The sequence below is a fragment of the Dietzia sp. E1 genome, from assembly GCF_014145015.1.
Lineage (GTDB): Bacteria > Actinomycetota > Actinomycetes > Mycobacteriales > Mycobacteriaceae > Dietzia > Dietzia cinnamea_A.
Genome location: NZ_JAALDU010000357.1, coordinates 1 through 12,235, shown reverse-complemented (window position 1 = coordinate 12,235; position 12,235 = coordinate 1). Strand labels below are relative to the sequence as shown.

10 protein-coding genes and 1 pseudogene are annotated in these 12,235 nt (G+C 71.6%); 7 read left to right on the top strand and 4 right to left on the bottom strand.

Annotated features, from left to right (window positions below; genetic code table 11):
• Nucleotides 1-187, bottom strand: a pseudogene (locus tag G6030_RS11900) (PH domain-containing protein); the annotation flags it as partial.
• A gap of 3 nt (nt 188-190) precedes the next feature.
• Nucleotides 191-1,069, bottom strand: a complete 879-nt coding sequence (locus G6030_RS11895; RefSeq protein WP_043567145.1) for a biotin--[acetyl-CoA-carboxylase] ligase — start codon at nt 1,067-1,069, stop codon at nt 191-193.
• A gap of 108 nt (nt 1,070-1,177) precedes the next feature.
• Here G6030_RS11895 and G6030_RS11890 point away from each other — a divergent pair, with 108 nt between their 5' ends.
• The 5 genes from G6030_RS11890 (at nt 1,178) to G6030_RS11870 (ending at nt 6,302) form a co-directional block, all read left to right on the top strand.
• A complete protein-coding gene (locus tag G6030_RS11890) occupies nt 1,178-2,827 on the top strand; it encodes an acyl-CoA carboxylase subunit beta (protein ID WP_043567136.1) in 1,650 nt (549 codons plus the stop codon).
• Nucleotides 2,824-3,069: an acyl-CoA carboxylase subunit epsilon gene (locus tag G6030_RS16540; protein WP_007628907.1), complete on the top strand. Its 246-nt coding sequence runs from the start codon at nt 2,824-2,826 to the stop codon at nt 3,067-3,069. The genes G6030_RS11890 and G6030_RS16540 overlap by 4 nt, the downstream gene beginning before the upstream one ends.
• A gap of 192 nt (nt 3,070-3,261) precedes the next feature.
• Nucleotides 3,262-3,627 carry a cupin domain-containing protein gene (locus G6030_RS11880; RefSeq protein WP_007628905.1) on the top strand — a complete coding sequence of 122 codons (366 nt, stop codon included), beginning with the start codon at nt 3,262-3,264 and terminating at the stop codon, nt 3,625-3,627.
• A 22-nt stretch (nt 3,628-3,649) separates the two neighbouring features.
• Nucleotides 3,650-4,330, top strand: a complete 681-nt coding sequence (locus G6030_RS11875) for a nucleoside triphosphate pyrophosphatase (protein WP_007628903.1) — start codon at nt 3,650-3,652, stop codon at nt 4,328-4,330.
• A 184-nt stretch (nt 4,331-4,514) separates the two neighbouring features.
• Nucleotides 4,515-6,302, top strand: a complete 1,788-nt coding sequence (locus G6030_RS11870) for an acetyl/propionyl/methylcrotonyl-CoA carboxylase subunit alpha (protein ID WP_007628901.1) — start codon at nt 4,515-4,517, stop codon at nt 6,300-6,302.
• A gap of 162 nt (nt 6,303-6,464) precedes the next feature.
• Here G6030_RS11870 and G6030_RS11865 read toward each other — a convergent pair whose 3' ends face one another.
• Nucleotides 6,465-8,249 carry a glycerol-3-phosphate dehydrogenase/oxidase gene (locus G6030_RS11865; RefSeq protein WP_182643264.1) on the bottom strand — a complete coding sequence of 595 codons (1,785 nt, stop codon included), beginning with the start codon at nt 8,247-8,249 and terminating at the stop codon, nt 6,465-6,467.
• A gap of 81 nt (nt 8,250-8,330) precedes the next feature.
• Between G6030_RS11865 and glpK the strand changes: the two genes are divergently transcribed.
• On the top strand, nt 8,331-9,890 hold the full coding sequence (gene glpK, locus G6030_RS11860) for a glycerol kinase GlpK (protein ID WP_182643263.1): 1,560 nt from the start codon (nt 8,331-8,333) through the stop codon (nt 9,888-9,890).
• Between the two features lie 70 nt (nt 9,891-9,960).
• Here the strand turns inward: glpK and G6030_RS11855 are convergent, their stop codons facing one another.
• Complete coding sequence (locus G6030_RS11855; RefSeq protein WP_182643262.1) at nt 9,961-11,367, bottom strand: NAD(P)H-quinone dehydrogenase; 1,407 nt, start codon at nt 11,365-11,367, stop codon at nt 9,961-9,963.
• A gap of 150 nt (nt 11,368-11,517) precedes the next feature.
• On the opposite strand from G6030_RS11855, the gene G6030_RS11850 reads away from it, so the two are divergent.
• On the top strand, nt 11,518-12,051 hold the full coding sequence (locus tag G6030_RS11850) for a gamma-glutamylcyclotransferase family protein (protein ID WP_063974224.1): 534 nt from the start codon (nt 11,518-11,520) through the stop codon (nt 12,049-12,051).
• The last annotated feature ends 184 nt before the right edge of the window (nt 12,052-12,235 follow it).

The following is a 12,235-nucleotide window of genomic DNA, read 5'->3' as shown; positions in this document are numbered from 1 at the left end:
CCATGGCCCAGGTGGCGGTCCGGTCCCCGGCGTGGACGACCTGGACCTCGATGAAGCCGCCGGCGATACCGGCGAGTCCGGCGCCGACGAGGGTGACGAGCGCGGGTCTGATGAGCGCGCGCCAGTGCGGGTGGGTGTGGACGATGAGCGTCTCCCCCGGCGCGAGGACCGATCGGACGAAACCCACGGCTCAGCCGCCCCACCGACCGCCGACGCCGCGGACGTGGGTGACATCGCCCGCGGCCACGGGGAACTCGCCGTCGGTGTCGACGACGACGAGGCGGCCGTCCCGGTCGACCCGGTCGGCTCGCCCGGTCCGCACGATGTCCCCGGGCAGCTCGACCCTCACGTCGGCGCCGATGGTGGAGCAGGCCTCGGAGTAGGTCGTCATGAGCGTGTCCGAGATGGTCGATCCACTCCCGCGTTCACACTCGCGCCACTGGCCGTGGCGCAGGGCCAGTGCCTCCAGCACGGCTTGCGCGAGGCGGTCGCGGTCGACCGATCCGCCGGCCAACGCGAGCGAGGTGGCGTGCGGTACGGGCAGTTGCGCCCGGCTGAGGGACACGTTGATCCCGACGCCCACCACGATGGCGGGCAGGCGCACCGAGTAGTCGCCCCCGGCGGGGACCGTGGTCATCTCGGCGAGGATCCCGGCGATCTTCCGGCCGTCGACCAGGACGTCGTTGGGCCACTTCAGGGTGGCGTCCACACCGCCGACCTCGCGGAGCCCGTCGCGGATCGCCAGGCCGGTGACCAGCGGCAGCCACCCGAAGAGCGTCGGCGAGACCGCGCCCGGTCGCAGCAGGACGCTGACGGCGACCTGCGTGCGGGGCGGGGCGGTCCACACGCGGCCGAGCCGGCCACGCCCCGACGCCTGATGTTCGGCCAGCAGCACGCTGCGGTCCGCCGCGCCCGCGGCCGCGCGGGCGAGGAGTTCCGCGTTGGTCGAGCCGATGTCCTCGACCACCTCCAGTGAGGAGTAAGGGGCGTCCGGTCCCTCCACCAGGACGCGACGGAGCGCGTCGGCGTCCAGCGCGGGCGGGGTCTCCGTACCGGTGTCTGAGTGCACGACCCCCAGGGTATGTGCCCGCTCCGACACGAGGCGCGGGCCGTCTCCGGGGGACGTTGGCCGGGTCACGTCGCCACGGGGCGCGGTGACTAGTTAGAGTCTTGCAACATGACGACTGCCTCAGAACCGGACGTGAGCGCCGACGTCCAGACGGACGCCGCGACCCCCGACATCCACACCACCGCCGGGAAGCTGTCCGAGCTGCGTCGGCGCCTCGACGAGGCCCGGGCCCCCATGGGGCAGGCCGCGGTGGACAAGACCCACGAGAAGGGCCTGATGACGGCCCGCGAGCGGATCGAGAACCTCCTCGACCCGGGCTCGTTCGTGGAGATCGACGCCCTGGCCCGCCACCGCGCCACCACCTTCGGCCTCGCGGAGCGTCGCCCGCTCGGCGACGGCGTCATCACCGGCTACGGCACGATCGACGGCCGCAGCGTCTGCGTGTTCTCGCAGGACGCCACCGTCTTCGGCGGGTCGCTCGGTGAGGTCTACGGCGAGAAGATCGTCAAGGTCATGGACCTGGCCCTGAAGACCGGCCGCCCGATGATCGGCATCAACCACGGTGCCGGCGCCCGCATCCAGGAGGGCGTCGTCTCGCTCGGCCTGTACGGCGAGATCTTCCACCGCAACGTCCTGTCCTCCGGCGTCATCCCGCAGGTGTCCCTCATCATGGGCCCGTCCGCCGGCGGCCACGTGTACTCCCCCGCCCTGACCGACTTCACCGTGATGGTCGACAAGACCTCGCAGATGTTCGTCACCGGCCCCGACGTCATCAAGACCGTCACCGGCGAGGAGGTGTCGCAGGAGGAGCTCGGCGGCGCCACCACCCACATGACCAAGTCCGGCGTCTCCCACTACACGGCCAGCGACGAGCAGGACGCCCTCGACTTCGTCAAGGACCTGCTGTCCTACCTGCCGAGCAACAACCGGGCCGAGGCCCCGCGGCTCCCCTACCCCGTGGCCGAGGGCGCGATCGAGGACAACCTCACGCTCGAGGACCACGAGCTCGACACGATCATCCCGGACTCCTCGAACAGCCCGTACGACATGCACGAGGTCATCTCGCACATCGTCGACGACGGCGAGTTCCTGGAGGTCCAGGGCCAGTACGCGATGAACATCATCGTCGGCTACGGCCGCATCGAGGGCCGCAGCGTCGGCGTCGTGGCCAACCAGCCGACCCAGTTCGCCGGCTGCCTGGACATCAAGGCCTCCGAGAAGGCCGCGCGCTTCGTCCGCACCTGCGACGCGTTCAACATCCCGATCCTCACCCTGGTCGACGTCCCGGGCTTCCTGCCGGGCACCGGCCAGGAGTTCGACGGCATCATCCGCCGCGGCGCCAAGCTCCTCTACGCCTACGGTGAGGCCACCGTCGGCAAGGTCACCGTCATCACCCGCAAGGCCTACGGCGGCGCGTACGACGTGATGGGGTCCAAGCACATGGGCGCGGACATCAACCTGGCGTGGCCGACCGCCGAGATCGCCGTCATGGGCGCCTCGGGCGCGGTCGGGTTCGTCTACCGCAACGAGCTCAAGCAGGCCGCGGCCAACGGCGAGGACGTCGACGCCCTGCGCCTGAAGCTGCAGGCCGAGTACGAGGACACCCTCGTCAACCCGTACGTCGCCGCCGAGCGCGGCTACGTCGACGCGGTGATCCCGCCGTCGCACACCCGCCTGCAGGTCGCCCAGGCCCTGCGCCTGCTCGACCGCAAGGTCGTCGAGGTGCCCGCCAAGAAGCACGGGAACATCCCGCTGTGACCGCCGAGAAGCAACAGGACGGGGCCGACAAGCCCGAGAAGCCGTTCTTCGAGGTCGAAGGGGGTAACCCAACGGCCACCGAGGTGGGCATCCTGGCGGCGGTCTTCGCGACCGCCCACGGCAACGCCGCCCACGGCGGGCACGACACCGGGATCAAGAACGACTGGGGCGCCTTCGAGGACCGGCTCCGGCCGCCGTTCGGCTACAACCCCAACTCGTTCCTCAACCGCCGCCAGTACTGACCGGTCGGCCCGGCGCACCACGCGCCGGGCCCGCCGTCGCTCCGTACCGCCGCCCCCGCTCCTGCACTCCCGCCCGCACCGATGGGCGCGCGAGAGTGCAGCGGCGGGGCGGCCGTCGTCGGCGACCCCGTCGGTAGGCTGGTGGCACGCCGTCCGGCCGGTCGGCGTGTCGGTCCGCGAGCAGGGGGTCGCATGTCCGAGGATCGCGAGCACGGCAGGCGCGCGGGCACCGACGAGGGCACCGCCACCCATCACACGGGGATCATCGGACGCGCCGAACCGTCGGCGGACCGTCCCGGCGCCACCGTCGTCCACCAGGACGAGACGACCAAGGTCGTGGCGTTCGAGTTCGCCGAGGGTCAGGAACTAGCGGATCACGCCGCCTTCCACCCGATCCTCGTGCAGCTGCTGCGCGGCCGCGTCGAGTTCGGGTTGCCGGACCGCACCCTCGACCTGCGCCCCGGCGAGATCGTGCACCTCACCGCCAAGCTCCGACACCGGGTCCGCGCCCTCGAGCCCACCACGTTGACCGTCACCATGCTGCTGCCGCGCTCGTGAGCACGTGGCTACGCTCTAGCCCATGATCGCGTTCGTCCTCGCCTCCGCCTCCCCGTCCCGTCTCCACATCCTCGAGCAGGCCGGTGTCGACCCGCTCGTCCGGCACCCGGAGGTCGACGAGGACGCGCTCCAGGCTGCACTGCCCACGGGGACACCGCACGTGCGGGTCGTCGAGGAGCTGGCCCGCGCGAAGGCGGAGGATGTCCTGCACCGCGAGGGCGCGCAGCTCGCAGAGGAGGCGCGGTCGGCGGGGGCGGACACCCTGATCGTCGTGGGGTGCGACTCCATGCTGCTGGTCGACGGTCGCCTCGAGGGCAAACCGCACACCTACGAGCGCGCGCTCGAGCGGTGGCACAAGATGCGCGGTCGCCACGGCGTCCTGCTCACCGGGCACGCGCTCATCGTCGCCGACCTCGCCGGCGACGCCCCTTACGCCGTGACCTTCTCCGACTCGGACACCTCCGACACCACGGTGCACTTCGGCGCCCCGTCCGACGCCGACCTCGACGTGTACCTGCGCACCGGCGAGCCCCTGGAATGCGCGGGCGCGTTCACGATCGAGTCGCTCGGCGGCTGGTTCATCGACCGGATCGAGGGCGACCCGTCGAGCGTGATCGGCCTCAGCCTGCCGCTGCTGCGCCGCCTGCTGGAGGCCGCGGGGATCAACGCGCACCGCGTCTGGCGCCCCGAGCTGCGCGGCTGACCCCGCCACCCCCGTTCGGAACCTGCAGGTCACCCCGGCCACGGGCCATCGGGGTCCGCCCCCGGCGGTCGGACCGCCGACCCCAACACCACACATGAGGGAGGCCTCTCATTAGACTGCGGAAGAACTCGGTGGGCCTCCCGGCCGACCGCCAGTAAAGACGTCCATCACCAGGAGGCCCTGAGTGCCCAGTCATGCCAGCTCTCACATCACCAAGGTCCTCGTCGCCAACCGCGGCGAGATCGCCGTCCGTGTGATCCGCGCGGCGAAGGACGCCGGCCTGGCCAGCGTGGCCGTGTACGCCGAGCCCGACGCCGACGCCCTGTTCGTCAAGCTGGCCGACGAGGCCTTCGCCCTGGGGGGCACCACCTCCGCGGAGTCCTACCTGGTCTTCGACAAGATCCTCGACGCCGCCGCCAAGTCCGGCGCCGACGCGATCCACCCGGGATACGGCTTCCTGTCCGAGAACGCCGACTTCGCGCAGGCCGTCATCGACGCCGGCCTCATCTGGATCGGGCCCCCGCCGCAGGCCATCCGCGACCTCGGCGACAAGGTCACCGCCCGCCACATCGCAGAGCGGGCCAACGCCCCCATGGCCGCCGGCACCAAGGACCCGGTCGCGAACGCTGACGAGGTCGTCAAGTTCGCCGAGCAGTACGGCCTGCCCATCGCCATCAAGGCCGCCTTCGGTGGCGGCGGACGCGGCATGAAGGTCGCCCACAAGATGGAGGAGGTCGCCGAGCTCTTCGAGTCGGCCACCCGTGAGGCCACCGCCGCCTTCGGTCGTGGCGAGTGCTTCGTCGAGCAGTACCTCGACAAGGCCCGCCACGTCGAGGCGCAGGTCCTCGCCGACCAGCACGGCAACGTCATCGTCGCCGGTACCCGCGACTGCACCCTGCAGCGTCGCTTCCAGAAGCTCGTCGAGGAGGCCCCGGCGCCGTTCCTCACCGACGAGCAGCGCAAGCGCATCCACGACTCCGCCAAGGCCATCTGCAAGGAGGCCGGCTACTACGGTGCCGGCACTGTCGAGTACATGGTCCAGGGCGACACGATCTCCTTCCTCGAGGTCAACACCCGCCTGCAGGTCGAGCACCCGGTCACCGAGGAGACCGCGGGCATCGACCTGGTCCTGCAGCAGTTCAAGATCGCCGAGGGCGAGGTGCTCGAGTTCACCGAGGACCCCGAGCCCCGCGGCGTGGCGTTCGAGTTCCGTATCAACGGCGAGGACGCGGGCCGCAACTTCCTGCCCGCCCCCGGCACCATCACCGCCTACCACGAGCCCACCGGCCCGGGCGTGCGCATGGACTCCGGCGTCGAGCAGGGCGACACCATCGGCGGCCAGTTCGACTCGATGCTCGCCAAGCTCATCGTGTGGGGCGAGGACCGCGACCAGGCGCTCGCCCGCTCGGCCCGCGCCCTGGCCGAGTACAAGATCGAGGGCATGGCCACCGTCCTGCCGTTCCACCAGCACATCGTCACCCACCCCGCGTTCGTCGGCGACGGCAAGAAGTTCGACGTCTACACCAAGTGGATCGAGGAGGAGTGGGAGAACCCGATCGAGCCGTGGACGCCCACCGGTGCCCCGGCCGACGATGACGAGCCCGTCGAGCGCAAGAAGGTCGTCGTCGAGGTGGACGGTCGTCGCGTCGAGGTCTCGCTGCCCGGCGACCTCGCGTTCGGTGGTTCGCACGCCGGCGGCACCGTCCGCCGCAGGGCCAAGTCCCGGACCCGCGGCGGCGCCGCCGGTGCGGCCGCGTCCGGTGACGCCGTGTCGGCGCCCATGCAGGGCACCGTCGTCAAGGTCGCCGTCTCCGAGGGCCAGGAGGTCAAGGCCGGCGAGCTCGTGGCCGTGCTCGAGGCCATGAAGATGGAGAACCCCGTCACCGCCCACAAGGACGGCGTCGTCACCGACCTGTCCGTGGACGCCGGTGCCGCCGTCACCCAGGGCACGGTTCTCTGCGAGATCAAGTGATCCGCTGACGGCGCGGGCGGGACCCGTCCGCGCCGTCGACGACCCACCCCCGGAATCCGCTACTCCCCCTACGGATCCGCTACCCCTGCAGGCGTAGCGGATCCCGGGCCGGAGTAGCGGATTTCGCGGTTGTGGGGGCCCACCGCCCGGCGTCGGCGGGTCTCAGACCCCAGGGCCGGCCGAGTGCTCGACCACGGGCTCCGCGCTGGCGGGATCGAACGCCGCGTCCACCAGGAACTCCCGGACCTCGGGCACACCCCTGAGAAAGTTGTCCGCCTCGTCGTCGGACTCCACCACCTGGCTCGCCCGCTCGGCGACGACCCGCCGCTCGAAGAGCTCCACCTCGCGAGCGACGCGGTCGGAGCCCCATCCGAGCACCCCGGCCATGAGGTCGGCGACCTCGCGCGCGCAGTCGACACCACCGTGCTGGTACTCCATCGAGATCCGCGTGCGGCGGACCAGGACGTCCTCGAGGTGCAGCGCGGCCTCGGCCTGCGCGGCGTGCACGATCTCCACGCGCAGGTAGCGCTCGGCCCCGCCAACGGGATCGAGCAGGTCGGGCTGATCCGCCGCGAGGTCGAGGACGTCCTCGACCAGCGTGCCGTAGCGGCCGAGCAGGTGCTGCATCTGATCCTCGCGGATCTCGTAATGATCGGCGATCCGGTCGGCGCGGTTGACCATCGCCGGATACCCGTCGGCGCCCAGGAGCGGGATCCGCTCGGTGGTCGACGGAGGCACCGCCGCGGCCCGCTCCCCCAGCTCGGCCACCGCCGCGTCGACCGCGTCAGCGGCCATCACGCGGTAGGTCGTGTACTTGCCGCCCGCGACCACCACGGCCCCGGGGGCGACGGTCATCACCGCGTGCTCGCGCGAGAGCTTGGCGGTGGAGTCCGCGCCGCCCGACAGCAGCGGTCGCAACCCCGCGTACACTCCGCGCACGTCCTCGCGGCGGATGGGCGTGGTGAGCACGGAGTTGACGTGACCGAGGATGTACTCGATGTCCGCGCCGGTGGCCGCCGGGTGGGCCAGGTCGAGCTGCCAGTCGGTGTCGGTGGTGCCGATGATCCAGTATTCGCCCCACGGGATGACGAACAGCACGGACTTCTCGGTGCGCAGGATCAGCGCCGCCTCCGAGTCGACCCTGTCGCGGTCCACGACGATGTGCACGCCCTTGGACGCCCGGACGGTGAAGCCGCCCTCCTCCCCGAGCATCCGCTGCAGCTGATCGGTCCACACGCCGGCCGCGTTGAGCACGACCCCGGCACGCACGTCGGTCTCGCGCCCGGTCTCCGCGTCACGGACGCGCACGCCGGTGACCCGGTCGCCGTCGCGGAGGTACCCGATCACCTGTGTCGAGTTGGCCACGACCGCCCCGTGATGGGCGGCGGTGCGGGCGAGGGTGAGGGTGTGCCTCGCGTCGTCGACGAGGGTGTCCCAGTAGCGGATCCCGCCGACCACGGCGTCCTCGCGCAGTCCGGGGGCCACGCGGCGGGCGCCGGCCCGGCTGTAGTGCTTCTGCGGCGGGACGCTCTTCGCGCCGCCCATCACGTCGTAGAGCACGAACCCGGCGGCCATGTACGGGCGCTCCCAGAAGCGGCGGGTCAGGGGGAAGAGGAACTTCAGCGGGGTGACGAGGTGCGGCGCCAGGCGGGTCATGCTGAGCTCCCGCTCGTGCAGCGCCTCGGCAACCAGGCCGAAGTCGAGCTGCTCGAGGTAACGCAGCCCGCCGTGGAACATCTTGGAGCTGCGGGAGGAGGTCCCCGCCGCGAAGTCGCGGGCCTCGACGAGTGCCACGTTCAGCCCGCGCGTGGCGGCGTCCAGCGCACTGCCCGTGCCGACCACACCCCCGCCGACTACCACGACGTCGAAGGTGTCCTCCTCCAGCCTGCGCCACGTCTCCGCGCGGCGATCGGGTCCGAGGACGGATCGGGACCTGGTCGTGGGCATGGACGCTCCCTCCACGGCCGGGCGTGGGGTTCCGGCCGGTCGGCCCCGACTCTACGCGCGGGCGGACGTAGTCTTGGGCCCGTGACTCGCAACACCTACATTCTGGCGATCGATCAGGGCACCACGTCGACGCGGGCGATCCTCTTCGACAACCAGGGAATGCCGGTCCCCGCGGCCACGGTCCAGGTGGAGCACCGGCAGATCCTGCCGCGGGCGGGATGGGTGGAGCACGACCCGGTGGAGATCTGGGCGAACGTGCGCACGGCGATGGGTCAGGTGGCGGGCCGGGCGGACCTCGAGCCGGCGGCGGTCACCGCGATCGGCATCACCAACCAGCGTGAGACCACCGTCGTGTGGGACCGGACGACCGGCGAGCCGGTCTACAACGCGATCGTGTGGCAGGACACCCGCACGTCGGGGATCTGCGCTCGTCTGGCCGAGGGGCACCCCGACGGCGACGACCGCTTCCGCGACGCCACGGGCCTACCCCTGTCGACCTATTTCGCCGGGCCCAAGATCCGGTGGATCCTCGATCACCTCGACTCGCGAGGCGAGCGCGGCACCGAGCGCGCGGAGGCCGGGGAGCTGCTGGCGGGGACCATCGACTCGTGGCTGGTGTGGAACCTCACGGGTGGGAGCCGTGGAGGTGACGACGACGAGGAGGCCCTCCACGTCACGGATGTCACCAACGCGTCGCGCACCCTGCTGATGGACCTGCGGACGCTGGAGTGGAGTGAGGACCTCTGTCGCGAGATCGGCGTGCCCCGGGCGATGCTCCCGGAGATCGTCCCCTCCTCCGGTGTGCTGGGCCATGTGACCGAACGGAGGATGTTCGGCGGTACGCCCATCGCGGGGATCCTCGGGGATCAGCAGGCCGCGATGTTCGGCCAGACCTGCTTCGAGCCCGGGGAGGCGAAGAACACGTACGGCACGGGCGCGTTCCTCCTCCTCAACACGGGCACGACGCCACAGTTCAGCGACAACGGCCTGCTCACCACTGTGGCCTACCAGCTGGGGGACGACGACCCGGTCTACGCGCTGGAGGGGTCCGTGGCCGTGGCCGGGTCGTTGGTGCAGTGGCTGCGCGACAACCTCGGGATCATCTCGACCGCGGACGAGACGGAGGGGCTGGCCAAGTCGCTGGAGGACAACGGGGACTGTTATCTGGTGCCCGCGTTCTCGGGGCTGCTGGCCCCGCGCTGGAGGCCGGACGCCCGCGGCGCGATGGTCGGGCTGACGCGCTTCCACACCCGCGCGCACCTGGCCCGCGCGGCCCTGGAGGCGACCGCGTTCCAGACCCGTGAGATGACCGACGCGATGGTCGCCGACGCCGGTGAGTCCGCGGACTCGCTGCGCGTCGACGGCGGGATGGTGGTCAACGACTACCTCATGCAGTTCCAGGCCGACATCCTCGGCGTGGACGTGATCCGTCCCGAGGTCACCGAGACCACCGCGCTCGGGGCCGCGTTCGCGGCCGGGTTGGCGGTGGGTCAGTGGGACTCCCCCGACCGGCTACGGGAGCTGTGGAGGGAGGACTGCCGCTGGTCGCCGCAGATGCCGGAGCAGGAGCGGGAGCGGCTGCTGGCGCGGTGGAACGACGCGGTCGAGCGGACGCTGGACTGGGCGGACGCCGAGGGCTGAGTCCCGGCGGCGCCGCCGGGGCGGCGGGTGCCGCGGGTGCCGCCGTGTCAACGGGCGTCGCGGGCGCCGCTCAGTCCAGGTCGTCGTGGCGCATGAGCTGGCGGGCCGACTCGGTGATCGTGCCCGTCATGGACGGGTACACCGAGAACGACCCCGCGAGGTCGCCCACCGTGAGCTGGTTCCGCACCGCCACCGAGATCGGCAGGATCAGCTCGGACGCCGTGGGGGCCACGACCACGCCGCCGATCACCACGCCGGAGGCCGGGCGACAGAAGAGCTTGACGAAGCCGCGCCGCAGGCTGCGCATCTTGGCCCGCGGGTTGCCGGCCAGCGGCATGACCTCGACGCGGGCGGGGACCTCGCCGCTCTCGATCTGCGCGTGCGAGATGCCGACCGTGGCGATCTCGGGCCGCGTGAACACCGCGGAGGCGACGGTCCGCAGCTTGATGGGGTTCACGCCCTCACCGAGCGCGTGGTACATCGCGATGCGGCCCTGCATGGCGGCCACCGAGGCCAGCGGGAACAGGTCCGTGCAGTCGCCACCGGCGTAGATGCCCGGGGCGGTGGTGCGGGAGACGCGGTCGACCTTGATGTGGCCGCTGGGCTGCAGCTCGACGCCCGCGTTCTCCAGACCGAGGCCCTGGGTGTTGGGCACCGACCCGACGCAGATGAGGGCGTGCGAGCCCTTGACCGTGCGCCCGCCGCCGAGGCGGACGATGATGCCGTCCTCGAAGTGCTCGACCGCGTCGGCGCGCGCGTGCTTGACCAGCGACACGCCACGTTCGCTCAGGGCCTCCTCCAACACCAGGGCGGCGTCGGCGTCCTCGTGCGGCAGCACCCGGTCGCGGCTGGAGACCATCGTGACCTTGACGCCCATCTCGGTGAACGCCGAGACGAACTCGGCACCGGTGACGCCCGAGCCGATGACGACCAGGTGGGTGGGCAGCTCGGTGAGGTCGTAGAGCTGACGCCAGTTGAGGATCCGCTCGCCGTCGGGTTCGGCGCCCCGTAGCACGCGGGGGCTGGAACCGGTGGCCATGAGGACCACGTCGGCGTCGAAGATCTTCTCCTGCCCGCTCTCGAAGGTCACGGCCACCCGGTGCGAGGCCATGCCCGGCTGGGAGTCGTGCAGACGCGCCCAGCCGGAGATCAGCCGCACGCCCTCGCGCTGCAGCTGCGCCCGGATGTCGGCGGACTGCGCGCGGGCGAGCGACTTCACACGCCCGTTGACCTGCCCGAGTTTGTACGCGGTGGGGTCGAAGTGCGCCTGGACGCCCATCTCCTCGGCGCGACGCATGTCCGTGCGCACGCCCGTGGTGGCGATGAACGTCTTAGACGGCACGCAGTCGCTGAGCACACAGTTGCCGCCGATGCCGTCCGAGTCGACGATCGTGACGTCCGCACCGTACTGGGCGGCGACCAGCGCCGCCTCGTAGCCGGCGGGTCCGCCGCCGATGATGATGATGCGTTGCGTCACATGTCCTCCACGGCTCACAGGGGTAAGGGCCGAGCGCCGCGCCCCGCTGTGGCGGACCGCGTCACGTCCGCCATACACGGTAGTCGAACGACCCGACCGGGGCCGAGGACGTCGGGCCCGGTGCCGCCCCCAGGGACTAGGGTTGTGGCCGTGCCTCTCTACGCCGCGTACGGGACGAACATGCATCCCGATCAGATGAACACCCGCGCGCCGCACTCCCCCTTCGCCGGGACCGGGTGGGTGGACGGCTGGCGCCTCACCTTCGCCGGGGACGATCCCACCTGGGAGGGCGCCGTCGCCACGGTCGTGCCGGACCAGGGGTCGAGGGTCTTCGTGGTGCTCTACGACGTCCCCGAGGAGGACGTCCGGGCCCTCGACCGCTGGGAGGGCACCGACGAGATGCCCGCGCGGAAGATCCGCGTCCGCGTCACCCGCCAGCCGACCGTGCCCGACGGCCCCCCGGTCGACGCCCAGGAATCCGAGTTCGCCGTGGACACCACCCCCACCGGCACCGACGACACCGTGCTCGCGTGGCTGTACGTCATGGACGCCTTCGAGGGCGGGCTGCCGTCGGCGAGGTACCTCGGTCTGCTCGCTGACGCCGCCGAGTGCGCGGGTGCCCCCGACCAGTACGTGCACGAGCTGCGCACGCGGGAATCACGCAACGTCGGCCCGGGCGCCTGAGCGGCCGATGGCGCCCCTGCTCTCCCCCACCGACGACGCCCGCGCCGCGGCCGCACAGATCGCGCGGCTGAGCGGTCGCGACCGCCACGACATCGCCCTCGTGTTGGGCTCGGGATGGTCCGAGGTCGTCGCCGGGCTCGCCGACCCGGGCACGGCCGTGACCGTCGCGGCCGCCGACCTGCCC